At 65.7% G+C, this 22,917-nt stretch carries 19 protein-coding genes; 7 read left to right on the top strand and 12 right to left on the bottom strand.

What is annotated here, in order from left to right:
• Positions 1-483: 483 nt before the first annotated feature.
• The 9 genes from ACQR1H_RS28255 to ACQR1H_RS28215 form a co-directional block, all read right to left on the bottom strand.
• Complete coding sequence (locus ACQR1H_RS28255; RefSeq protein WP_316239310.1) at positions 484-1,920, bottom strand: pyridoxal phosphate-dependent decarboxylase family protein; 1,437 nt, start codon at positions 1,918-1,920, stop codon at positions 484-486.
• A gap of 68 nt (positions 1,921-1,988) precedes the next feature.
• Entirely contained in the window at positions 1,989-3,179 is a 1,191-nt protein-coding gene (locus ACQR1H_RS28250) for an ATP-grasp domain-containing protein (RefSeq protein ID WP_315804351.1), read from the bottom strand.
• 52 nt (positions 3,180-3,231) lie between these two features.
• Positions 3,232-4,860 carry a hypothetical protein gene (locus ACQR1H_RS28245; protein WP_434908524.1) on the bottom strand — a complete coding sequence of 543 codons (1,629 nt, stop codon included), beginning with the start codon at positions 4,858-4,860 and terminating at the stop codon, positions 3,232-3,234.
• A gap of 11 nt (positions 4,861-4,871) precedes the next feature.
• Positions 4,872-5,678 carry a hypothetical protein gene (locus tag ACQR1H_RS28240; RefSeq protein WP_315804314.1) on the bottom strand — a complete coding sequence of 269 codons (807 nt, stop codon included), beginning with the start codon at positions 5,676-5,678 and terminating at the stop codon, positions 4,872-4,874.
• A 94-nt stretch (positions 5,679-5,772) separates the two neighbouring features.
• A complete protein-coding gene (locus tag ACQR1H_RS28235; RefSeq protein ID WP_434881033.1) occupies positions 5,773-7,644 on the bottom strand; it encodes a flagellar protein in 1,872 nt (623 codons plus the stop codon).
• Between the two features lie 15 nt (positions 7,645-7,659).
• On the bottom strand, positions 7,660-9,522 hold the full coding sequence (gene flgK, locus ACQR1H_RS28230; RefSeq protein WP_316182989.1) for a flagellar hook-associated protein FlgK: 1,863 nt from the start codon (positions 9,520-9,522) through the stop codon (positions 7,660-7,662).
• A gap of 44 nt (positions 9,523-9,566) precedes the next feature.
• Positions 9,567-11,372 carry a flagellar hook-basal body complex protein gene (locus ACQR1H_RS28225; protein ID WP_316182988.1) on the bottom strand — a complete coding sequence of 602 codons (1,806 nt, stop codon included), beginning with the start codon at positions 11,370-11,372 and terminating at the stop codon, positions 9,567-9,569.
• Positions 11,373-11,668: 296 nt separating this feature from the next.
• Positions 11,669-12,172: a peptide-methionine (R)-S-oxide reductase MsrB gene (msrB, locus tag ACQR1H_RS28220; RefSeq protein ID WP_434908523.1), complete on the bottom strand. Its 504-nt coding sequence runs from the start codon at positions 12,170-12,172 to the stop codon at positions 11,669-11,671.
• 97 nt (positions 12,173-12,269) lie between these two features.
• Positions 12,270-13,700: an NAD(P)/FAD-dependent oxidoreductase gene (locus ACQR1H_RS28215; RefSeq protein ID WP_315804319.1), complete on the bottom strand. Its 1,431-nt coding sequence runs from the start codon at positions 13,698-13,700 to the stop codon at positions 12,270-12,272.
• A gap of 105 nt (positions 13,701-13,805) precedes the next feature.
• On the opposite strand from ACQR1H_RS28215, the gene ACQR1H_RS28210 reads away from it, so the two are divergent.
• The 4 genes from ACQR1H_RS28210 (at position 13,806) to ACQR1H_RS28195 (ending at position 16,759) form a co-directional block, all read left to right on the top strand.
• Complete coding sequence (locus ACQR1H_RS28210) at positions 13,806-14,348, top strand: SixA phosphatase family protein (protein ID WP_315804320.1); 543 nt, start codon at positions 13,806-13,808, stop codon at positions 14,346-14,348.
• Positions 14,349-14,399: 51 nt separating this feature from the next.
• The gene (locus ACQR1H_RS28205; protein ID WP_284420907.1) at positions 14,400-14,825 is read left to right on the top strand and encodes a universal stress protein; all 426 of its coding nucleotides are present in this window, start codon (positions 14,400-14,402) and stop codon (positions 14,823-14,825) included.
• 486 nt (positions 14,826-15,311) lie between these two features.
• Entirely contained in the window at positions 15,312-15,449 is a 138-nt protein-coding gene (locus ACQR1H_RS28200) for a hypothetical protein (protein WP_434908522.1), read from the top strand.
• 74 nt (positions 15,450-15,523) lie between these two features.
• On the top strand, positions 15,524-16,759 hold the full coding sequence (locus ACQR1H_RS28195) for a radical SAM protein (RefSeq protein ID WP_315804322.1): 1,236 nt from the start codon (positions 15,524-15,526) through the stop codon (positions 16,757-16,759).
• A 141-nt stretch (positions 16,760-16,900) separates the two neighbouring features.
• Here ACQR1H_RS28195 and ACQR1H_RS28190 read toward each other — a convergent pair whose 3' ends face one another.
• Both ACQR1H_RS28190 and ACQR1H_RS28185 read right to left on the bottom strand, forming a co-directional pair.
• A complete protein-coding gene (locus tag ACQR1H_RS28190; RefSeq protein ID WP_315804323.1) occupies positions 16,901-17,488 on the bottom strand; it encodes a YdcF family protein in 588 nt (195 codons plus the stop codon).
• Between the two features lie 89 nt (positions 17,489-17,577).
• Positions 17,578-18,168 (bottom strand): hypothetical protein, encoded by a 591-nt coding sequence (locus tag ACQR1H_RS28185; protein ID WP_315804352.1) that lies wholly within the window; start codon positions 18,166-18,168, stop codon positions 17,578-17,580.
• A gap of 48 nt (positions 18,169-18,216) precedes the next feature.
• On the opposite strand from ACQR1H_RS28185, the gene ACQR1H_RS28180 reads away from it, so the two are divergent.
• Positions 18,217-18,651 (top strand): hypothetical protein, encoded by a 435-nt coding sequence (locus ACQR1H_RS28180; RefSeq protein ID WP_315712681.1) that lies wholly within the window; start codon positions 18,217-18,219, stop codon positions 18,649-18,651.
• Between the two features lie 72 nt (positions 18,652-18,723).
• On the opposite strand, the gene ACQR1H_RS28175 is transcribed toward ACQR1H_RS28180, so the two are convergent.
• Positions 18,724-19,230 carry a ferritin-like domain-containing protein gene (locus ACQR1H_RS28175; protein ID WP_434908521.1) on the bottom strand — a complete coding sequence of 169 codons (507 nt, stop codon included), beginning with the start codon at positions 19,228-19,230 and terminating at the stop codon, positions 18,724-18,726.
• A gap of 388 nt (positions 19,231-19,618) precedes the next feature.
• On the opposite strand from ACQR1H_RS28175, the gene ACQR1H_RS28170 reads away from it, so the two are divergent.
• Complete coding sequence (locus tag ACQR1H_RS28170) at positions 19,619-20,710, top strand: lysylphosphatidylglycerol synthase transmembrane domain-containing protein (RefSeq protein WP_315804325.1); 1,092 nt, start codon at positions 19,619-19,621, stop codon at positions 20,708-20,710.
• A gap of 103 nt (positions 20,711-20,813) precedes the next feature.
• The gene (locus tag ACQR1H_RS28165) at positions 20,814-22,763 is read left to right on the top strand and encodes a hypothetical protein (protein ID WP_434896312.1); all 1,950 of its coding nucleotides are present in this window, start codon (positions 20,814-20,816) and stop codon (positions 22,761-22,763) included.
• Positions 22,764-22,917 lie beyond the last annotated feature (154 nt).

The raw sequence follows: 22,917 nt of genomic DNA, 5'->3' as shown, positions 1-22,917 counted from the left end.
TTGGTCGGATTGTCGAGCGCCGAGTTGACCTTCTTGCCCGTGGAGAGATTGTTCTGGGTGGTGGCGAGGAGCTGAGCTGTCGACTGAAGCGATAGCAGATTCTGGCGTACCGACGCCGAGAGGACGATACCTGACATTTTCATACCCTTCTGGTGTGAAATAAGCCCCGATCCCTTCGAGATCAGGGTGAAGCCCAGGTCGACTTGAGCGACCCGGACGACGGGCGTCACGGTGAATGGCAGTGGCTAACAAACGCTGAAGGGTTGCGGGGCGCAGCCGCCTCAATCAGCAGAACAGGCGCATCGGCGCGGCTCATTGCCGCGTCATCACGCAAGAACGCCCCTTGAAAAGGCTCATTGATTCAACAAACGCACCCGTCATTCACAACGCGTCAACCACCTTTGGAAAGGTTTCGACACGCGCGGCTACATTCCGTCGGCGGTCGTCATCGACCAGCGGACGACGCCTAGATGCGGTTTGCGATCAGAGCGCCAGCGGCGGAGCTTCGATCTCGATCAACGGCGTGAGACCGGCCGCGCGCTGGCGGCCGAACATGAGGACCGCCGCAATCAGCCGGTCGATGTCGCTCGTCCCGGTGCGATGATTGACGATCGCGGCACGGATCGCCAGCCGTCCGTCGAGCATCGTGGTCGACGGTGCGGCGAGGCCGGATTCGTGGATGTCGGCGACGATCTCGCCGTTGAGCGCATCGGCATCGTCTGCGCGATAGCGGAAGCAGACGATGTTGAGATTGACCGGCGCCAGCAGCTCGAGCTCGGGCTCGGCGCGCACCCGCGACTCCAGATGGCGCGCGAGCTCGCAGCTTCGCGCGATCACGGCACCGAGCGCGTCCGTGCCGAACGTTCTCAGCGTGAACCAGGTCTTCAGCGCCCGGAAGCCGCGCGACAGATCAGGACCGAGATCGCAGGGCCATTCGGCGCCCGCCGCGAGACCGCGGGTTTCCCGGCGCAGATAGGCGGCCGGCGAGGCGAAGGCGTCACGATGCTTGGTGCCATCGCGCACCAGCAGGAAGCCCGCATCGTAGGGCACCTGCCCCCATTTGTGAAAATCCAGCGCAATCGAATCCGCCAGCTCGATGCCGGCGAGCTTCGGTGCGAGCTCCGCTGACAGCATCGCGAGCGCACCGAAGGCGCCGTCGACGTGAAACCAGAGCCCCTCGGCACGGCAGAGCTCGGCAACAGCCGCGAGGTCGTCGATGGCGCCGATATCGACGGTGCCAGCGGAGGCGACGACGAGAAACGGATGCAGGCCCGCGGCGCGATCGCGCGCGATCGCGGTCCGCAGCTCGCCGACGTCGACGCGATGTGCGGCATCCACCGCGATGCAGCCGAGCGCGTCGCTGCCCAGTCCGCAGATGTCCATCGCCTTGGCGATGCAGCCATGCGCCGCCTTCGACGTGTAGGCGCGCAAGCGCCGCCCCTCCTCACCGAGACCCGCCGAGCGAACCGACGCGCCGAGCTCGGCGCGGCGCGCCACCAGCACCGCCATCAGGTTCGCCATCGAGGTGCCGGTGACGAAGATGCCGCTGGCGCATACCGGAAAGCCGAACAACTGGCGCGTCCAGTCGACGACCTGCCGCTCGATCTCGATCGGCGCATGGTCGCGGCCGCCGAGATTGGCGTTCAGTCCGGCAGCCAGCATCTCGGCAAGCATGCCGACCACGGTGCCGCCGCCGTGCACCCAGCCCATGAATCCGGGATGCACGTTGCCGGTCGCGTAGGGAACGACGAGCTCGCTGAAATCGCGATAGACCTCGGCGAGATCGGTCGGCGCATGCGGCAGCGCGCTGCGGAAGCTCTGCCGTGTCGCCGGCGACATCGGCTGCCACACCGGCCGGTCGCGGATATCGGCGACATAGTCGATCATGTCGTCGAGCATGCGATGACCGAGCGCGCGCATCTGGTCCCAATGTTGCGGATCGAGCGTCTCCGCCGTCCGCGACGCGGGATCGATGCGCAGCCCGGCGGTCACGCCGCCTGCTCCGCCCGAGACGCGGCGCGCTTCTCGATCATGGCCGCGAAGGCCGCGAAGATCTTCTGCATCTGCGGCGGCTTGTAGGGGAATATCTCCGGCGAATCCATGTTGTGGACGACGGCCGTATTGTCGGCCTCGAACACCAGCAGCGCGCCGTCCCTGGTCTCGGCGCAATCGATGATGAAATAGTCGAGGCCGACGCGCGCGGCGATCGCATCGAGCACGCTGCGATGACGGCGGCCGAAGCCGATGTCGAAGGTCTGCATGAAGGTCGCCTCTTCGAGGCGCTTGCTCTCGCTGCCGGCCATGTTGGCGTTGAGGTACCAGATGTCCCAGCGCCGCGCGATCGCCATGTGGCAGGCGTAGGCCGTGCCGTCGACGAACACGATGCGGTACTTGCGGAACTGGCCGTCCTCGCTGGCATAGTCGACGAAGCGCGAGACGAAGAACTCCTGCTCGTCGCGCTCGTCGAGATAGAGCGACAGTTCGAGCGGCTCGTCGATCTTCTCGAGGCCGACGCCGGCATGCGAGCCGCGCGGCCGCACGATGACCGGGAAGGCGAGCGAGTGGTCGACGTCGGTGATCCATTCGCGCTCGTCGGCGATCTCGATCAGGCGCTCGCGGTCGACGGGGATGGTCGCCGGAATGGTGAGTCCGTCGATGCAGGCCAGCAGCGCATGCAGCTTGTCGCGGTCGAGATGCCAGATCCGCTCCGGCGGATTGAGCAGCGGACGCGGCCAGCGCGCCGCGACAGCATCGATCTCGCGCAGCGCGTGCTGGCAATCCTCGGAATCGGAGGCGATGACGATGGCGACGTCATGGGCCGGCAGCGGTGCCAGCAGGTTCGCGCCTGGAACGACGTAGAGCAGCAGCAGCTCGAAGTCGGTATCCTCGAGCAGGAACTCGATCGGCGTGTTGCTGCCCATGTCGGTGGCCGCAGCGAGCGCGAGCACGCGCAGGCGCGGCGTCTCGCTCTTGCAGCGCACGCGATAGAGCTGCTGCGACTGCAGCACGTCGTGCTGGATTGCAAGCCCGGACGATTTCTCGCCGATGAGCTGCGCGATCAGCGCCAGGTCGAGCCCCTCGCCCGGCTCCGCGCGGCCGTCGAGCAGCTTGGCGAGCAAGGCGGCCCACAACGGTTTCAGGTCCTGGCCGTCGAAGGCGGCCTTGGCGAGCTTGGCCATGCCGACCCGGTCGGCACATCCTGCGCCGGTGGCGTCGGCCAGCGCGAGCAAATCAGTCGGCATTGCAGATGTCCCTGAGATCCTGGCTGCTCAGATCCGATACGAGCAGCTCTGTTTTGGCAACGATGTCGGCGACGCGGTCGATGTCGGATTCGAGATTGACCCGGGCGGCGGTGACGTCGTCACACCATGCGTCCGTCACCTGGCGCGCCCCGATGCACAGCCGCAGCGCGGCCGTCGGCGCCTCGCCCGCGCGTTCGATCCGCACCGGCTGGCCGATCAGGCACTGGCGCGCGGCAACCTCGGCCGCTCGACCGGTGAAGCGGCTGCCGAGATCGCGCTGCAGCGCGCGATATACCGCCTGCGTCTCACCGAGGCCGAGCGGGCCGCCGTCACGCTGGAGCGCGAACGGGAAGATGGTGGGAAAGCCGAACTCGCCATCGCTCGCATCCTGCGCAGGCGCGCGGGCGGCGATCGGACGCAGCGCCGGCGACAGCATCAGCAGGCTTTCGATGGACTCGCCGAGCTGCCGGATCGCCATCCGACGGAACGGCTCGGGCACGGCGTGATATGCGGCGATCTCCGCCAGCGCGGCTTCCCAGCGCAGCCATTGGCCGATATTGGCGCGCGGCGCCGTGCGCGCGCGCAGATCCGTCCAGGCGAGCGGCCAATCGCTGCGATTGACATAGTCGAACAGGCCGGGCGCGATCGGATGTCCGCAGCGCAGCGCAGCCGCTGCGGCCGCGGGCACCAGCAGGGCGCCGCTGAAGGCGGGTCCGCCGAAGAACTTCGCGCCCGTGACGAGCACCAGATGGCCGCGATCGAGATGGGCGCGCAGCCGCGCCGTGCCGAGCCGCATCTGGCAGGCATCGACGACGACCTGCACGCGCCCCGGCCAGCGCCGCGCCACCTCGTCCAGGCAGGCCATGTCCGGCGCGCGCCAGCCGAGCTTGGAGGACTCCATGACCTGCAGCAGGACGCTACGGCCCTTCCGCGCCAGCGCCTCGACGCTGTCGAGCACCTCGGCATCGATATCGCCGCGCGGCTGCATCGATGCGCCGTCGAGCAGCGGCAGCGACACGGCGTCGCCCGAGAGCCCCTCGATCGGCGTGTTCGTCCGCACCGCCAGGCCGTTCGCCGTCCGCGTGCTGAAATGGTGTCCCCGGGCGCTCGCGGCAGTGCCGCTTCCGGTCTGGTCGCTGCCGACGACGATGCTCGTGACGCTCTCGCCGAGCATCGCCCGCACCAGCGCCAGCGCATGCAGTTGCGAGTCGGTGCCGGACGGCGAGAACACGATGTCGATGTCGTCGGCAAGGCCGAGATGTCCGCGCAGTTCGCAGCGCATCTCCTCGGTGCGCCGGTCGAGCGCGGCGTCGAGGCCGAGCGAGATCGCCGCATGCATCAGTTGCTCGCGCGCCAGCTCGACGCGCGCATAGGCGCGTTCCGAAATCGGCGACGCCGTGCTCGATGCGAAGCACAGCACATCGGGTTCGGGCGACGGCCCGCAGCCATAGACGTTGCGGCCCCAGGGGCGATCGAGCGCCAAGCGGGCGTCGCCGCCATCGATCAGGAGATCGCCGAGCAGGGCAAACAGATCACGCAGTCCGGCCGCGACGCCCTGCTCGCGCCGGTCGATGCGGGATGGCTGGAAGATCTGCGACCGGGTTGCCGCCGGGGTCATGGTACGGATCGTCAGGCTGCGTCAGCCGCAGCAGCGGTCGGAACCGCCACCGCCGAGGCGAATTGCGAGGCGACATTGCCATGGAAGACGGACGGACCGACGTGATCGAGCCGGCTGTCGAGATCGGCCCAGATCTCGCCGCCGAGATCGGTCCATCGTCTGCAGAACGCGAAATCCTCGCTGAGATAGGTGCCGGTCGCCGGATCGATCATGCATTCGAACAGCGCGAAGCGGTTCGGGCTGCCGGCCAGCGCATCCTGCGAATGCTCGCGGAAGAACTGCAGCGGCGCGTAGGCCGGATGCGCGATCATCGCCTCGATGACGCGGCGGCGGATCATCAGGAAGCCGGTGCCGGCATAGCGCACGCGGGTAAAGCCGTTGACCACCGCGACGTGGTCCGGATTGTCGATCTCCAGCACGTAGTCGAGCGACGCCGCCGGCACGTCCATCCGGTTGTCGTTGATGGCGCGGCGCGCCTTGCTCCAGTTGACCTTCTTGACCGGATAGACACCGGCGACCATGTCGCCGCCGGACTCGATCAGCCGGAAGACCTGCCTGGGCGTAAAGCCGATGTCGGCATCGACGAACAGCAGATGGGTTGCTGTGGGATCATTGAGGAACAGGGTGACGAGATTGGCCCTCGCCCGGGTGATCAGCGCATCACCGTCGCGCATGTGGACGGTGAGGCCGACGTTGGAGGTGGCGCGCAACTCGCGCTGCAGGGCGAAGATCGAGCTCGCATAGATGCTCGACACCTGGCCGCCGAAGCATGGTGTCGCGACCACCAGATGAATGCGCTCGTCGGTTCCGTCACTCACGTTCCGCCTCCAGACAAAGAGGCTCTCGCCCCAGATCTGAACAAAAGCTAAAGAGACGTGGTTAACGAAAACCTAACCGCCGTCCCCCGGGGCGCTACAGATATTTCACCAGCGTCAGCTGGGCGAGCATCGCCGTCGTCTGGTAGGACGCCTGGAGGTTGGTCTGGAGCTGCAGGATCTGGCTCGCCACCTCCTGCTGCGAGATGCCCTCGGTCTGGTCGACCATGGCCTGCATTGCCGCCTTGGCCTGGGTCTGGCGCGCCGTGGCGTCCTTCATCGTGGTCTGGGCGTTGGCAAACTCGGTCTGGATGTCCGAGATCGCCTGCTGGCCGAGCTGCGGCGTCAGGTTGGCGGCGATGCGCTGGCTGAGCGCGCCGATCTGCTGCGGGGCATTCGCACCCGCCGGCGGCGTGTTGACGGCGGCATAGACCGCGGTCTGCTGCACGAGGTTGCGGATCGCAAACTCGTTGCCCTGGGCGCCGAACTGAATGCTCTGCGCCGTGTCGATCCGGATGGTCGCGCTCGACCGCGCCGAGCCGGGACCGCTGTTGCCGGTGTACCAGGCGACGGTGTTGGCCGAACCGTTGACGAGGCTGGTCGCCGACCCCAGCGGCGAGCCGGAGACGCGCAACGGCGGCGTCGGCGCCGTCACGGTGCCGGAGAAGCCGAGCGCCCCGAACGCACCCGCGTTCGAGCTCGACACCGAGAAGCTGGCGGCGTCGTCGGTGCGCAAGGTGATCACGCCGCCGCTGACCGTCGACGGCGTCGACGTGCCGCTGAGCGTATCGATCTTCGACAGCAGCGTCTGCACGCTGTCGCCGACATTGATCTGGTTGTTGCCGTTGGCGCCGGAGGCGACGAAGGTCAGCGTCTGTCCGTTGACGGTGATGGTGTCGCCGGTTGCAAAGCTGGTCGCGATCGAGTCGGAGCCCGCACCGCCCGACAGCAGCGTCGCTCCGGTGATCGGAGCCGGCGTTGCGAGCTTGTTGTTGACCACGGTGCCCGACACGGAGCTCGCCGTGTTGAAGAAGTTGTCACCGGCGACGACCGCCGAGGCGGCGGTCAGCGAGGTGTTGGCCAGCGTCGACAGCGCCGTGTTGAGCGCCGCGTTGAGATTGGCGGAGGTGGCCGCGGGCGTGGCACCGATGGCGAACGTATTGGTCGGCGCCGGCGTCGTGGTGGACGCCGTCAGCTTGATCGATTCCGAGGTGCCGTCGGGCAGCTTGAAGGTGAAGCTGATCTGGTCGCCCGCATTCGGATTGCCGGCGGTGAGATCGACCGAGATGCCCGCGGGCGAGCCGGACGGTCCGGTCACCGTGGCGTTGGTCAGCGACGAGGTCACCCCGCTCAGCTTGAAGCCGAACGGCGAGCCGGCGACGTCCTCCGCCAGCGTGATCGGCATGGTGGCCGACGCCGACAGGTTGAGACGCCCGAGACCGTTGAGCCCGAGATCCGCCTGCTGCCGCTCGGCGATGACCTGCTTCAGCCCGGCCTGCGTTGTGGTGCCGTTCAGGATGTCGTCGGCCGATGCGATCGCCGGCCGGTCGGTCGCGCTGCCGGAGAAGATGTAGCGGTCGCCGACCTGCGTGTTGAGGATGCCGGTGATTGCCGACAGGTTGGACAGCGCCGTCAATTGTCCCGTGGTCTGGCCGGTGCTGGTCAGGTTCTGCGGCGTCGCCGAGGCGCCGCTCTGGACCTGGTCATGAATCTTGGACAGCGACTGCAGCGAGGTATTGACCGCGCCGATCACGGTATTGACGTGGGTCATCGTCAGCGTGAAGGCCGAGATGTTCGACAGCTGCGCCCGCGCCGCGATCGCGAACCCCTCGTCGGGCCCCATGCCGGCGTAGTTGTTCGCCTTGACGCCGCTCGAGAGCTGCGTGGAAAGGTCCGCGAGCTGGCTCGTGATGTTCCGCACGGACAGGCCGAGCAGAGAGCTTCCGTAATTGACACTGCTGATCGTCATCTTACACGCGCCTCACTAAAACGCCTGGAGCAGGCTCTGCATCATGCTTTGCACGACCGACATGATATGGGCGTTTGCCGCATAGGTGTTCTGGACCTGGATCAGGTTGGACATCTCGCTGTCCATGTTGACCCCCGCGGTGCCCTGGAACTTCTCCTTCAGCGTGCTGACCACGACGGCCTGGCCCTGGCTGAGCTGGGTCGCCAACGTCGACGCACTGCCCTGCTGGCTGACGAATTGCTGCAGATAGCCGGACACCGTGCCCTGGAACGGCTGCGCCGCCGAGCCGAGGCCGGTGGTCGGCGAGTAGCTGAAGGTCGCCGAGGTGAGCTGCGCGAACAGGAAGTCCGGCCGCGTCGAGTCGCCGGCCGCGGTCTGCGGCGAGGTCGAATAGGTCGACAGCTTGGTCGGATCGTTCAGCAATGCCGGGTTGACGTTGAGCCGCCCGGCGAGCCCCGTCATCTGCGAGCCGGTCGAGGTGATCGCGCCGGTGTAGAGCGCGCCGCCGTCGGTGAACACCGGGAGCTGCGCATTGCCGCTCGCAAGCGTCTGCGTCGTGGTGGTGGCCGAGGCCGCCTTGACGGTCGCCTGGCTGGTGCCGTCGTCGGTGATCCGCAGCGTGCTGCCGGAGGGATTGGAGAACTGCAGATGCGCCGACCCGAGCGCGCTGTTGAGCTGCGACACCACCGAGGCCATGCCGAGCGAGAAGTCGACGCCGACATAGGACGGGTTGGCCCCGGTCGCATTCTGCAGCGGCAGCGCAGCGGGATCGTTGACGTTGACGACCTTGATCTGACGCTGGACGTTGCTCGAGTCCGTGTAGGTCAGGTTGATGGTGTTGCCCGCCAGCAGCCCTGATGTCGAGACGTCAAAGCCGGCCGGCGGACCGGTCACCGCGGTGCCCGCCGTGGTCTTGTCGGACAGTGCCGAAGCCATCGTCGCCGCGAGCTGGTCGACCTGGGTCTGGGCCTGCACCAGGGTCTGGTCGCGCAGCTTGAGGTCGGCTGCGATCTGGCCCGAGTTCAGGAGATTGTTCGACACGACGTCGAGCGACACGCCGTTCGACAGCTTGATGTTGAGCTGGCCGACGCCGGTCTTGGTCGGATCGCTGTTGTAGAGCGAGGTGGCGTCGAGCGTCCCCGGCGAAGAGAAGGTGAACTCCGAGCTGAGGCCCGCGCCGACCAGCTGGATGCCCGAATTGGTGAATATGCTCGTGCCGTTGGTCGGGTCGGACACGACGCGGATATCGACATATTTGGCGAGCGTGTTGATCGCGTTGTCGCGCTGATCCTGCAGGGTCGCCGCCAGCGGGTCCGAGCTGTCGAGGCCCTGCAGCTGCGTGTTGAGCGTCGCAATCTGCTTGATCGCCGCGTTGGCCTGCGTGACCGAATTGCCGATGTCCTGCTCGACATTGCTGCGCAGGGTCTGGATGCCCTTGGTGGTCGCGTTGAGCTGCAGCGCCACGCCCTGCGCCGCCGACAGCGCCACCGATTGCGCCGACTGGTTGCTCGGATTGTTCGACAGCGACTGCAGCGCCGTGGTGAAATTGTTCAGCGCCGTCTCGAGCGTGCCGCTGCCGCCGGGCGTACCGTACACGGTCTGCAGCTGGCTCAGGATGTTGGCCATCTGATTGGCGTAGGTCCCGCCCGAGGTCTCGGTGCGGAGCTGGTTCTGGACGAACAGATCGAGCTGACGGTTGACGCCGGTCGTCGTCACCGTCGAGCCGAAGCCGCCGCTGGCGACCTCGATCTGGTTCGGGTTCTGCGCGACGTAGCCGGGGGTGTTCGCGTTGGCGACGTTCGACGAGATGATCGAGAGCGCGGCCTGCGTCGAACGCAGGCCGGACATCGCGGTGGCGAGGGCAGAACTCAAACCCATGTGCGGTAGCCTTATGTCAATTCAACTGCCACGTCTCAGCGCGATCAGCGCAGCACGTTCAGAAGATCCTGCACCATCGAATTGGCCGTCGTGATCACCTTGGTGTTGGCCGAATAGGCCTGCTGGGTCACGATCAGCTTGGTGAACTCGTCGGCGATGTCGGTGTTCGAGCCTTCCAGCGAGCCGCCCGAGATCTTGCCGGTCGCGCCGATGATGGCCTGGCCGGACTGATCGGTCGCCTCATAGGCGCCGCCGTCGAGCGCCTTCAGGTAATTGGTGCCGTTGAAGTGCGACAGCGTCACCTGCGCCAGGTTGATGGTCTGGCCGTTGGAGAAGGTGCCAGTGACGACGCCGCTGTTGTTGACGGCGACCGACTGCAACTGACCGGCGGCGAAGCCGTTCTGATTGATCTGGTTGATGGTCGCAGAGCCGATCGTGCTCGCATATTGCGTCAGCGCGCCCGAGGAGATGTTGAGGCTGACGGTACCGAGCGTGGTGCCGTCGACCACGACGTTGGGGATGGAGATGTTGGAGGTCGTCGGCGACACCAGCGAGCCGTCGGAGGCGAACTGGAAGTTGGTGCCGACGTTCTGCCACGCCACGGTCGAGCCGGTCGCGTTCGAGTCGGTCTGGTAGAACAGGTTCCAGGTGTCCTTGTGGCCGGTGCCGAGCGTCGCGCTGTCGACCTTGCCCCAGCGCAACTGCACGTTCACCGGCGTGCCCGACGAGTTGTAGGCCGTGACCGCGCCGCCAGAGATCGTCTCGTTGTTGAAGTTGGTGAGATCGTTGCCGATCACGATGCCGGTGCCGGGACTCGCCGTGCGCGTCAGTGCCACCGGTGACGTGAGGCCGAGCGCGGTGAAACCCGGGGACGCGCTGCTCATGGTCCAGTCCTCGCCGCTGCCGGAATGCAGCGTGATCTTGCCGGCAGTGATGGTCGGCGTCACGCCGGTGACGGCCGCGATCTTCGCCATCAGCGTGCCGACGGAGTCGCCGACATTGATCTGGGTGCCCGAGGCGCCGGAGGCGACGAAAGTGAAGGTGATGACGTCGCCCGCGCTGCCGGTCATGGTGATCGTGTCGCCGGTGGCAAAGTTGCTCGTGATCGAATCGGTGGCCGCACCACCCGACAGCAGCGTCGACGTGGTGATGTTCGCCGCGTTCTTGTTGACCGCCGTACCGCCGGTGACGGTGGAGTCGGCGTAGAAGTTGGTGCCCACCGGCAGCGGCACGTTGGAGAGGTCGGCCGAGTTGAGGCCGCCGGCCGCGACCAGGGTGCCGGTCGCGGCATTGCCGCTCGCGGCGGTCTTCGGCTGCGTCGGCAGGTTGGCGGCGTACTGGATTGCGGTGGTCGCCTGCGCCGGCACGAAATTGTTGGCGAATTGCAGCACGGTCGGCACGTTGCCGGTGGCGTTGCCGGTCTTCGGATCGACCGCGACGCCCATCAGGTAATAGCCGGCGCCGTTGATCAGGTTGCCGTTGGCGTTGAGCTGGAAGTCGCCGCGCCGGGTGTAGTTGGTGACGCCAGTGAAGACCGGCACGTTGTCGACGACCGAGGAGGCCTTCTGCACGTTGAAGAAGCCGTCGCCGTTGATCGCCATGTTGGTGGCGACCGAGGACGTCGAGACGGTGCCCTGGGTGGTGATGGTGGCCTTGGCGAAGGCGGTGACGCCGCCGGCATTCTGGCGCGTCGGGTTGGTCGCGTTGGGGATGAGGTCTTCGAAGCTGGTGCCGATGCCCTTGTAGCCGACGGTCGACGCGTTCGCGATGTTACCGGAAATGTTCTGCAGCGCGAATGATTGAGCGGACAGACCGCTCACCGAAGTATTCATCGCGTCGAAGATACCCATACCAATCTCTCCACTGTGATGCCGGTGACAGGTCGGCCCGCACCGCGTTTCGTGGAGAGCTGTCGCAATCGCTGTGCCAGATGCGAAAATACTGTGAAATCAGCGGGTTGAAAAACAACAACGTCAAAAAACCAGCGTCAAAACTGGTGAACAATTGCCGAGCCGGCAGTTCTTGCCGGGCCGGACACGCCAAATCGCGCTCCGGCACGGCCGCTCGTCACGGCTACCGGCGCGTCCTCAAGACCCCCATCTGAGCCTTGAACGGACGAGCCGGAATATCCGGGCGCAGATTCCCGTCAGGTCGACGACGGATTTGCCGGGTGGAACGTGAGCGACAGCCCGTCCATGCAGTAGCGCAGGCCGGTCGGCTTGGGGCCATCGTCGAACACGTGGCCGAGATGGCCGCCGCAGCGGCGGCAATGCACCTCGGTGCGGACCATGCCGTAGGTCTTGTCCTGGCGGGTCGCCACGGCATTGTCGAGCGGCTTGAAGAAGCTCGGCCAGCCGGTGCCGCTGTCGAACTTGGTGTCGGAGGAGAACAGCGGCAGGTCGCAGCCGGCGCAGGCGAAGGTACCCTTGCGATGCTCGTTCAGCAGCGGGCTGGTCCAGGGCCGCTCGGTGCCCTCCTCGCGCAGGATCTCGTATTGCTGCGGCGTCAGTTGCGCGCGCCACTCGGCCTCGGTTTTCTCGACCTCGAACTTCTCGGCGGCGCGGGCCGGCGCGGAACCGCCGAGCAAGCGCAGGGCGGCGAAGCCGAACAGTCCGGCGGCGGTGGTCAACATCAGGCGGCGGTCGATCATGGCGGTCTCCGTACGGCGATGGGTTACCGGATCTACGGATGGGATCCCGCGAAGTTACGTCAGGCGCGGGCGCGGCGGCTCACTTTCTTGCGAGGTGTCAGCCCTCCCCGGCGTCGGGATGGCGGTTCAGATCGGATGGCTGCGGCCGCAGCGGCAGCCGCGAGCCGGGCCGCTCGGCCGCCCGGCGCCGCGCTTCGGCCGCCCGGATCTCGCGCATGCGCTCCTGCGCACGCACGCGCTCGCGGTGTCGCGCCAGCGTCCCGGCCGCGGCGGAGCGGCCGCGGACCCAGAGATTGACGACATGCCCGGCAACCCGGCCGCTGACGCCGCCGGCCCAGACCAGTTCGAACGGCGAGAACAGCTTCCAGCGATCGTCGCCGGCGAGGATCGCCTGGGCGATCAGCTGTCCGGCCATCGCCGAAGTGTTGAGCCCCTGCCGGCCGAAGCCGCTCGCGACCCACAGGCCTTTGCGGAGCTGGCCGATCTGCGGCATGCCGTGCACGGTCTGGCCGGTGACGCCGCCGAAGGTGTCGGCGATCTCGACCCGGCCGAGCTGCGGAAACACCGTCCGGATCCGGCGCTGCAGCGCCGCGGCAAATCCGCTGGGCCGCGCGTCCCAGGTCGTCTCCGGGCTCGCCCACATCAGCCGGTCACCGTCGACGATACGGAAATGATCGATGCCGTCGGTGTCGCTGACCGATCCCTGGAAGGAAATCGCCTCGGCGAGGCGCTCGCCGAGCGGCGCGGTGACGCCGCCATAGCGCCACACCGGCAGCAGCGTATCGGACAGCTTCTGCAGCGGCGCGCCGAGATGGATGTTGCCGGCCAGCACGATGTGCGAGGCGCGCATCCGCGCCGACGGCGTCACGATGCGCTTGCGCACGCCCGACGCATCGATGCTGACCACCGGCGTGTCCTCGAAGATCCGCGCCCCGGCCTTGTGCGCGAGCCGCGCCAGCGCGTGAACGTACCTGCGGCCGTCGAGCTGGAACGCCTTGGGATAATGGACGCCGTGGAAGTAGCGGTCGGTCTTGAGCTCGGTCCTGACGCGCTCGACCTGCCAGCCCTCGACCTCGGTGTCGAAATCCTCGTGCAGCATCTGCAGGCGGCGGATCAAGGCGTCGCCGGCGTCGACATTGGAGACTTCGAGCGCGCCCTCGCTGAGCCCGATGCCCGGCATCGCTGCCTCGGTGGCCTGGGCGCGGATGAACTCGGCACCGGACCAGGACAACGCCCATAGCGCCCGGGCATGCGCGAGCCCGACGCGCTCGATCAGATCCGGCAGCGGCAGGTCGAACCCAGGCATCACCGTGCCGATCATGTGGCCGGATGCGTTCCACCCGACCTGGCGGCCTTCCAGCACCGCGACGCTCGCCCCCTGCCGGGCCGCGCACAATGCCACCGTCAAGCCGGCCAATCCCGCCCCGACCACGCAGACGTCAACGTCGAGGTCGAAATTCAGCCTGGTGCGGCCGTGTGCACCTGCGGCATCCGCGTCATCGTTCACGCTTGTGGAAGTCTCGCTCATGGCGTTTTCTTAGCGAACCCTGCGCCGGACGTCATGACGCTTTTAATGGCGACAAAGAGACGTGGTACAGCCGGACCCAGCCTGAACGATTCGAGACGGAATTCCATGCGCCGATTGATGCTGCTGCGCCACGCCAAGACCGAGACTGACGCGCCGACCGGCCGCGACCAGGACCGCCGTCTCGACGAGCGCGGGCACCAGGATGCCGCCATGATCGGCGATTTCATCGCCAGCCACCCGCCGGTGCCGGAGCTGGTGCTGGTCTCGACCGCGGTCCGGGCACAGCAGACCTGGGACCTCGCGCTTGCGGCGATGAAGGACCGTGTCCCGGCCCCGCAGGTCGAGACCGTTCCCGGGCTCTACGGCGCCGAGCCGATGCAGATGCTGCATCACATCCGCCTCGCGGCAGTGCACGATCCGAAGCAGCTCCTGCTCGTCGGGCACAATCCCGGAATGCACGAGCTCGCGCTGGCGCTGACCGGCGGGGGCGATTCAGAGGCCCGCCACGAGCTGATGCGCAACATGCCGACCGCGGGTTTGGCGGTGCTCGATTTCGACACCGACGATTGGGGCGACGTCAGCTTCACCCGCGGCCGTCTCCTGAGATTCGTCACGCCCAAGCTGCTCAAGCATGGCTCGGTCGATTGACAGGCAGGTCCGGTCCGGCGCGTAATCCCGGCGGACAGAGGAGGACCTTCGATGTTCAACTCGATTCTGGTGCCGATCGATCTGGCCGACACCGACCTCGCCAAGCCCGCCATCGCCACCGCGGCCACGTTGGCACAGACCTGGAGCGGCACGGTGCATCTGCTCAACGTCATGCCGATGACGCCGGTGATGCTCGCCGAATACGTCCCGGCCGATTTCGACGCGCAGCAGCGCGAGACCGCCGAGGAAGCGCTGTCGATCGTGGCGCGCGAATCCGGCATCCCGGCGGAGCGCATCAGCTATACGGTGCGCCAGGGCGGCATCTATCACGAGATCCTCGAGGAGGCAGCCAAGGTCAAGGCCGACCTGATCGTAATGACCTCGCACCGCCCGGCGATGCGGACCTACTTCCTCGGCAGCAACGCCGGGCATGTGGTGCGCTACGCGAAGTGCTCGGTGCTGGTGGTGAGGCCGTGAATTGCTTCTCTGTGGAGGCGAGCACTTGGCCGTCCTTCGAGACACACGCCGCCGACGCGCCCCTCGGGAAGATGACTGAATTTTGGCCGAACTTCAGGATTCTGAGACCGTCTCGGTGAGGGCACCGTCCTGCGGGGCGCCGCGAACCATGAGGCCTGGATGAGCCAATCTAGTCGAGCCCTTCAGCTTGGTTGAGATTCTCTGAAAACTCGCTTTCCGGGCTTAGCCCACGTAGCAGAGCAGCAGCCCGCTCGAGCCGTCGAGGGTAATCCAACTGCGACATTACTCGATGCAAATGGCCAGATCAGCCCCAACTACTGTCCGGGCTGCCCGAAGTCCAAACGTCACGCCTATCTCCCCCTGAAAACCGCGAGCATTAACGCCGGCTCGGGAGTCATCCGGCGAATCTCAGTTGACTCCGACTATCTCATTATAGTTGAGTATCTCACACATCAAAACTTATGAGGGTGAACGGGGGAGACCGGCATGTCCGATGCTAAAGAGAAATTGGAACGCGCTCGTAAACTGATCGGCCAGGGGATCATTGATGGCCTTCTCACGGTTGGTCGTGGCGGGGTGTCCATTCCTGTTAACGAGGACTACGCTCAAGGCAACGGTGGTTAATGGCAGTCCGACGGGGGGTTCCATTCCCAGACATCGGGTGACTACCATCAAAGTTCACCAAAGGCTCCAACCTAATGGCTCTCGGACGAGCCTTGGTACAAACTCAGCATTTGACAGTAGATCGGCTTCACATTGTCTTCAAAGTTGTGGAGCGATGCAACATTAACTGCACATATTGCTACTACTTCAATATGGGGGATAAGACTCCACTACAACGCCCTCCAGTAGTCAGCATCGATTCAGCTGCCTGTGTAGCCAACTGGCTTGTAGCTGGCTGCCGAGAGTTGAAGATCAAGGAGATCTTGATTTCCTTTCACGGCGGCGAGCCGATGATGCTCAATCCCGAAAAGTTTGACTCAATCTGTTGTGTGTTCAAGGAACGGCTCGGGCAAACGGTGGACGTACATTTCGGCGTCCAGACAAATGGCACCATTCTAACGGACAAATGGCTGTCTATTCTATCCAAGCACCGGGTAAACGTCGGAGTCAGTATTGACGGTGGACGCACAGCGCATGACCGCTATCGACTCGACCACCAAGGAAGGTCTACTTTTGAAAGGACAGAGCAGAATCTCAAAGAATTAGTGAAGGCAGCGAAAGACTGCTTACCGAATGATATTAGCCCATCTACAATTTCTGTCATAGATTGTCGAAATGACTATACCGAAGTCTACCGTTACTTGCGTGGGCTAGGTGTGCGTCGGATGAGTTTTCTTCTTCCTGATCGCAACTTTGACGATGGTTTTATCGGCAGCGAAGAGACGCCTCGCAAGTATGGAGAATCGCTGTTTCGGCTTTTTGAAGCATGGATGACGGAAGATAACCCAGGCGTCGAAGTTCGCTTTATCTCGGATTTCCTGCGGAAACTCCGGGTCCGCGAAGAAGATATTCCAGTGCCCCCAAACAAGCAGCGCATTTTTTTGACAAAGAAGAAATGGACAAGGCAAGTTCTAATTATTCACAGTGACGGGATCGCCAGCGTCTCCGATTCTTATATCCCCGCTCTCCCATGGTACCGTAACACTCCGCAATGCGATGTTCGTGATACCTCACTTCGGGATTTTTTGATGAACGGAATATTTGATGAAATTGAATGTGCGACTAGGTCACTTTCCGCCAAATGCCAACCGTGCAGGTGGAGACGGATTTGTAAGGGGGGTGATATCGAGAACCGTTTTTCAAGAGAGAATGGCTTTAACAATCCCTCTGTTTATTGTGAGAGCTATTTGTTTTTCTTTCAGAACGCATGCAATCTGCTCGTCGAGAATGGCTACCCAGCGGACTATATCCAAGAAATTGTCGCCAACTGAAAGTTTTCCCTGAACGTCGCGAGTTTGGTGCCCTTGAGGCCCCCACTCCAACTCACACAAGCGGGGAGAGAAGACCGCGCTTTGCAGCCGCGTTGCCCGCCATTCCTGCGAGCCCGCATGTCTTACACGGAGCCTCGAACGTCACGGCCACTCCGCAATAAATCCCCTCGCCTTGTACGACGCTATCTTGTCCCATTCGTCGAGCACGCGGCGGCGGAATTCGGGGTGGGTGTGCCAGAGATGGCGCGGGATGCCGAAGCCGTCGACCGTCAGCAGCATCTTCTCCACCTCGGGCCAGTGCCGCTGCAGGGTCATCGCGTAGCGTCGCGCGGTCCAGCTGTTGCCGAGGCAGATCACGCTGCCGACATTGGCGAGGCCGAGCGCGGCGTCGATCACCGGCAGCGCGAGCACGACGTTCTCGCCGGTGTTCGTGGCGTGGTGCTCTTCGAGGATGCGCTCGGCCGGAATGCCGTGCCTCACCATGGCAGCCTTGATCAGCGTACACTCCGAAACATCCGCGCCCGGCGTGATCCCGCCGCTGACGATGGCGTGGCGGAAGTAGCCCTGCTGCCATAGCTTCGCCGCCGTCTCGGCACGCAGCTCCTCGTCGACGCGGGTGCCGAACACGAACAGCAGATCGGCCGGCCGCAGCGGCGTGTCGGCGAAATGCCGCGCGTTGATCGCGGCGATCTCGGCGTCATCCGGCCTGCGCAGCGCGCGATCCTGCATCGTCCCACTCCGAAAGCGACTCGCTCAGTCTGGCATGGTGCGCCAAATCTGCACGATCACATTCGGTGACCGGCGATGCGATTGCGTGATCACGGCAGCAGCGCGGCCGGAATGTCCGTGAACGTGTAGCTGCGCGGCCTGTTGCGGGTGATGAAGCCGCCGACATACCAGGCGAACAGCGCGGCGAAGCCGATCAGGAACAACGCGCCCGACCATTCGGCGATGACGAGCGCACGCACCAGAAGCCCGGCCATCGCGACGGCGAGCAGCGCGATCGCGGCGAGCGCCGCGCCGTAGGTGAAGCGGCCGAGGCCCGCGGTCAGCCGCGCGTTGCTGCCGCTGACGGCGAGCCGCGCATGCAACCCGAGAATGAAGGCGCGATAGGCCTCGCTCTGCGGCGCCATCAGGGCAGCCGTCTGCCAAGAGACGGAGATGATGCCGAGGCGGCGGCCGTCGCGATGGGTGACGTCGGCCCGAAAACGCTTCGCCTGCATCGACACCGGTCGGTAGGACAGCCGGATCGCGGCGATCTCGGCGTAAGGCCACAGGCCGGTACGGCCGGCGAACCGCCACGACAGGCCCTGCTCCGTCAGTTCGAACTGGTGCGCGGCCCCGATCAGCGACGCCTTGTAGGCGTAGCGGATCGTATCATCGCCGGCCGTGGTGGTGCGCTCGGAAATGGATCGGTCCTGTTGCGTGTGGCACGCGCCTTATCCTACAAGCGGAGCATGAGCGAAACGATCTATTTTCCGCGCCATTTGATCCTGGCCGGGGCGATGGCCGCCGGCGTGCTGCTGGCGCTGGCGGTGCACATGCTCGGCGCCCGCTACGGGCTCGATCTCGGCGGCCTGTGGCAGACCGAGAGCGGCGCCTTCATGCCGGCGGGATCGGCGATCGCATGGTGGCTGATCGCCACCGTCGGGTTCTCCTCGGGCTACTTCATCGCCAACATCATGCACAGCGCGGTGTCGGGCGAGATCCCGCAGCGGATGCGCAACTTCCTGGTCGTGGTCGGCGTCCTGATGCTGGCCGGCATCGGCCAGGCGATCTCCGGTCCGAGCCCCGTGCCGTCGGCCTCGGGCGTACTGGCAGGCCTGGCCGCGCTCTGCCTCGGCGCCCTGATGGCGTTCTGCGGCGCCAACTTCGCGCTGCGCAAGACCTGACCGGCGCGATCCGCACACGCCGACGCCGCGCGGGCGACCCGCGCGGCGTTTTGCCTCATCAACGATCGAGCGTCAGCTCGCGGCGCGCAGGTTGACGCTCGTCTCGGCGAGCTTGGTCAGCTTCATGTCGGTCGCCTTCTCCTCGTCGAGCGTCTTCTGCAGCACGGCGGCGCAGTCGCTGCGGCCGAGCTGCTTGGCCCAGGCGATCAGGCTGCCATAGCGGGTGATCTCATAGTGCTCGGCCGCTTGGCCGGCATTGATCAGGGCGGCGTCGAGCACGGTCTTGTCCGCGACCTCGCCGGCGACCTCCTCCGCCTCTTCGATGATGCCGTCGATCGCCGGGCAGTCGACTGCCTTGGGCGCGATGCCATGCATCTCGAACACCTGCTCGAGCCGCTTCACATGCGTCCTGGTTTCGTCGAGATGGGCAAGAAAACCCTGCTTGAGCTTCTGATCCGTCGCCCTCTCCGCCATCTTGGGCAGCGCTTTGACGAGCTGGTTTTCGGCGTAATAGATGTCCTGCAGCTGATGAACGAACAGATCGTTCATCGTCTTGATGTCCTTTGTGAACAATCCCATTTGCTTCACGTCCTCCTGGTTCGGGAACATGGCAGGTCCCGCCCCCGACCGGTGGTCGCCATGTTCGCTGTGCTCGCGGGCGCTAACCGGCGGCAGCGGCGGTCGTTCCTGTGTCACCGAGCCTGCCGTCCGGAACCGGGCGCGGAGGACCAGGTTTGCCCGTGAAACCCGCGGGTAACCAGTTGGACCGAACTGAGGCGGACGGGCGGCCAGCCATGTGACCGGAGTGTGACAGACCTGCGCCGCATGGGTCGGAGCTGACCTGTGTCAAGGACTGCACAAGCCGCGCATTTTAGCATAAGAAACAGGCTGTCACGAATTGCCCGCCCCATCGATCAATGGTTTCGCCTCTTTTCCAAGATCTAGTACCGCCCCGCCGGGAGGATGAATGCAGCGCCTGCTGACCACGCTTGGGCGTGGCTTCAAGAAATGGATCGGCTGGAAGCGGCTGGGGATTGCAGCGAGCCTTGCGATCATCGCCTTCGCGATCACGACGCTCGTGCGCACGCTGAAGGGCGTCGACGCCGGCGTCATCCTGACCGCGCTCACCGAAATCCCGCCCGGTCACATCGCGCTCGCGGCCTTGTGTGTGGTCGGCGCGTTCTGCACGCTGACCTTCTATGACTATTTTGCGCTGCGAACGATTGGCAAGAAACACGTGCCCTATCGCATCGCGGCGATGAGCGCCTTCACCAGCTATTCGATCGGCCACAACATCGGCGCCACCGTGTTCACCGGCGGCGCCATCCGGTTCCGGATCTACTCCGACTACGGCCTGTCCGCGATCGACGTCGCCAAGATCTGCTTCCTATCGGGCCTGACCTTCTGGCTCGGCAATCTGTTCGTGCTCGGTATCGGCATGACCTTGCATCCGGCCGCCGCCACCGCGATGGACCAGTTGCCCCCGGCGGTGAACCAGTTGATCGCGATCGGCATCCTCGGGGCGATCTTCGCCTATCTCGGATGGCTGACCGCCGGCAAGAACCGGCGCCAGCTCGGCCAGAACGGTTGGAAGGTGGTGCTGCCCTCGGCGCAGCTCACGCTCGTGCAGATCCTGATCGGAGTGGTCGACCTCGGCTTCTGCGCGCTGGCGATGTACCTCCTCGTCCCCGCCGCTCCGCCGATCGATTTCCTGTCGCTGTCGGTGGTGTTCATCCTCGCTACCCTGCTCGGCTTTGCCAGCCATGCCCCCGGCAGCATCGGCGTGTTCGATGCCGCGATGCTGGTGGCGCTGCCGCAGTTCGGCCGCGAGCAGTTGCTGGCCACCCTGCTCGTTTTCCGCGTGCTGTATTTCGTGATCCCGTTCGCGACGGCGATCTCCATCATGGGCATCAGGGAACTCTGGCTGAATGTGGTCAAGCCGTGGCAGGAGCGGCGCCGGCTGCAGGGCGCGGTGTCGGACGAGATCGCCGCCAAGCGCGCCGCGACCACGGCGCATGCTGCGGTTCCCCAGCGCATCAAGCGGCACTCCCAGCGCTGAGCATCAATTCTCTCGCGGACGACGCAGCGGCTCGCCCCTCGGCCGGTTGAAGTCGCGTGCGATCCTCTTATTTCCGCCCCATCGCTGACGTGAATCCTTGCGCATGACCCGAATGCCCCATCGTCCGTTGCTCGCCGCCTGCGTCCTGGCCGGCCTGCTTGCCCCTCTCGCCGCCACCGAGGCCGCCGCGCAGTTCGGCACGGCACCGCCGCTGCAGATCAGCTGGGAGGTGCGCAACCGCTTCCGTCTCTTCCGGGAGGAGCGCGACTTCCTGCTGCATACCGAGAGCACGCGCGACCGCTCCATCCTCGCCGCCGAGCAGGCGTTGGCGGTGCAGAGCGACGGCCGCGGCTGGGCCCGCAACGTCGTCAACCGGCTCTGCATCGACCTCGCCGGTCGCATCAACGAGCCATGCACGCGCGACAACGTCAAGGAAAGCTATCTCACGCCGATCGACCACCCGGTCACCGTGCGCCTGACCGGCCCGGTTCCGGTCGGCGCCACCTGCGCGTGGTCGTTCGACGACGGCGACGGGCCGCAGACCTCGACATTCGACTGCGCCGAGCCGGTCAACCTGCGCGTCCGCTACGGCCGGCAGACCGTGGCATCCGTCGATGTCGCCAGCCCGGAAGGGACGCTGCAGGTCTCTACCGGAATCCAGGTCCGCGACGTCCTGATCGCCGGCCTCGGCGACAGCATCGCCTCCGGCGAGGGCAATCCGGACCGCCCGATCGCGCTCGCCGACGAAGGCTTCTGCTTCCGCTCCTATCTCGGCGGTCCGACCGCGCAATATTATCGGCCGAGCCGCGCCGGCTTCAAAGGCGGCCGCGCCTGCGAGGCGCCGGACACGCTGCAGAACTGGCAGAAGCACAGCGCGGTCTGGCTCAACGCCGCCTGCCACCGCTCGCTCTACAGCTACCAGACACGGACGGCGCTGGCGCTCGCCGTGCGCTATCCGCATGTCGCGGTCACCTACCTGCCGCTTGCCTGCACCGGCGCGACCATCGCCGACGGCCTGTTCGGCAGTCAGCGCGCGCGCGAATGCACGCCGGGCCGCTCTGCGGCCACTTGCGCCGGCGGCGTCAACGGCCAGCTCGGCGAGCTGCGCGAGGCGCTGACCGCGGCCAAGCGCCGCCAGCCGGACCGCAAGCTCGATCTGATTCTGCTGTCGATCGGCGCCAACGACATCAACTTCTCCGGCCTCGTCGCCGACGTCATCGTCGATACGCCCACCGAGCGCACGCTGTTCAAGCGCTCCGGCGTGATCGGCTCGGTCGAGGAATCGCGCAGCGAGCTGGCGCGCGACCTGCCGCAGGGTTTTGCCAAGCTGCGCGAGGCGCTGAAGCCGCTGGTCGGCGACCTCTCGCACGTCATCTACACATCCTACGGCAACCCGGCGCTGAGCGGCCCGGGCACGCCCTGCCCGGGTGGTCCGGCCGGCTTCGAGGTCCACCCGTCGTTCAATGCCAATCCGCAGCGGCTCGCCAAGGTCGCGGGCTTCGTCGAGAACGAGTTCCTGCCGTCACTGCGCGGGCTGGCACAATGCACCGCGGGAGTCCTGTGCCGCGACCCGCAGGCCGACCGCATGACCTTCGTCGATGCGCATCAGGCCGCGTTTGCCGATCACGGCTTCTGCGCCCGCTCGCCGCAGGATCCGCCGTTCGACCGCGAATGCTTTTCGGCCGACGGCGCCAGCTTCGATCCGAACATCGTCAGCGCCGCCAACGAGCCGCTGCTGTGCGGCCGCGGCGCCAGCGAGTATCGCCCCTATCTGCCGCGCGCGCGCTGGATCCGCGACGCCAACGACAGCTACTTCTCGGCGATGACCTATCCGCAAGGGCTGCCGGCGGCGATGCAGCCCTCCGACATCCACGATGCGAGCTGGGGCGTGCTGTCCGCGGTCTATGGCGGCGCCGTGCATCCGACGGCGGAGGGCCATGCCGCGATGGCCGACGCCGCCTTTCCGGCTGCGGCGCAAGTGCTCAACCTCGATGCGGCCGAGCCCAACGTCACCAGCCAGCCGCTGCCGCCCGCGGGCGTGGTGAGGCAGTAGTCGGCCATTCGGGCAGAGATCGCAGAAGAAGAACGGCCTGCAGCGCTCCGCTCCGCACAGCGTCTTTCGGGAGGCCCCTCCGTGAGCGGGCGCTCAGGGACAATGGCCGTGTGGCAGCAAGATCTCCGAGCCTCATGGTGAGTTGGGAGCGGAC

This window comes from Bradyrhizobium sp. HKCCYLRH2015, from assembly GCF_051168215.1.
Taxonomy (GTDB): domain Bacteria; phylum Pseudomonadota; class Alphaproteobacteria; order Rhizobiales; family Xanthobacteraceae; genus Bradyrhizobium.
This window is presented reverse-complemented; position numbering and strand designations above follow the sequence as displayed.

Excerpts from the sequence above, each read along its gene's own strand:
- ACQR1H_RS28255 (WP_316239310.1), bottom strand. The coding sequence starts at position 1,920 with ATGCGCGCGCTCGGTCATCGCATGCTCGACGACATGATCGACTATGTC.
- ACQR1H_RS28250 (WP_315804351.1), bottom strand. The coding sequence starts at position 3,179 with ATGGCCAAGCTCGCCAAGGCCGCCTTCGACGGCCAGGACCTGAAACCG.
- ACQR1H_RS28245 (WP_434908524.1), bottom strand. The coding sequence starts at position 4,860 with ATGACCCCGGCGGCAACCCGGTCGCAGATCTTCCAGCCATCCCGCATC.
- ACQR1H_RS28235 (WP_434881033.1), bottom strand. The coding sequence starts at position 7,644 with ATGACGATCAGCAGTGTCAATTACGGAAGCTCTCTGCTCGGCCTGTCC.
- flgK (WP_316182989.1), bottom strand. The coding sequence starts at position 9,522 with ATGGGTTTGAGTTCTGCCCTCGCCACCGCGATGTCCGGCCTGCGTTCG.
- ACQR1H_RS28225 (WP_316182988.1), bottom strand. The coding sequence starts at position 11,372 with ATGGGTATCTTCGACGCGATGAATACTTCGGTGAGCGGTCTGTCCGCT.
- msrB (WP_434908523.1), bottom strand. The coding sequence starts at position 12,172 with ATGATCGACCGCCGCCTGATGTTGACCACCGCCGCCGGACTGTTCGGC.
- ACQR1H_RS28215 (WP_315804319.1), bottom strand. The coding sequence starts at position 13,700 with ATGAGCGAGACTTCCACAAGCGTGAACGATGACGCGGATGCCGCAGGT.
- ACQR1H_RS28210 (WP_315804320.1), top strand. The coding sequence starts at position 13,806 with ATGCGCCGATTGATGCTGCTGCGCCACGCCAAGACCGAGACTGACGCG.
- ACQR1H_RS28205 (WP_284420907.1), top strand. The coding sequence starts at position 14,400 with ATGTTCAACTCGATTCTGGTGCCGATCGATCTGGCCGACACCGACCTC.
- ACQR1H_RS28200 (WP_434908522.1), top strand. The coding sequence starts at position 15,312 with ATGTCCGATGCTAAAGAGAAATTGGAACGCGCTCGTAAACTGATCGGC.
- ACQR1H_RS28195 (WP_315804322.1), top strand. The coding sequence starts at position 15,524 with ATGGCTCTCGGACGAGCCTTGGTACAAACTCAGCATTTGACAGTAGAT.
- ACQR1H_RS28190 (WP_315804323.1), bottom strand. The coding sequence starts at position 17,488 with ATGCAGGATCGCGCGCTGCGCAGGCCGGATGACGCCGAGATCGCCGCG.
- ACQR1H_RS28180 (WP_315712681.1), top strand. The coding sequence starts at position 18,217 with ATGAGCGAAACGATCTATTTTCCGCGCCATTTGATCCTGGCCGGGGCG.
- ACQR1H_RS28175 (WP_434908521.1), bottom strand. The coding sequence starts at position 19,230 with ATGGGATTGTTCACAAAGGACATCAAGACGATGAACGATCTGTTCGTT.
- ACQR1H_RS28170 (WP_315804325.1), top strand. The coding sequence starts at position 19,619 with ATGCAGCGCCTGCTGACCACGCTTGGGCGTGGCTTCAAGAAATGGATC.
- ACQR1H_RS28165 (WP_434896312.1), top strand. The coding sequence starts at position 20,814 with ATGACCCGAATGCCCCATCGTCCGTTGCTCGCCGCCTGCGTCCTGGCC.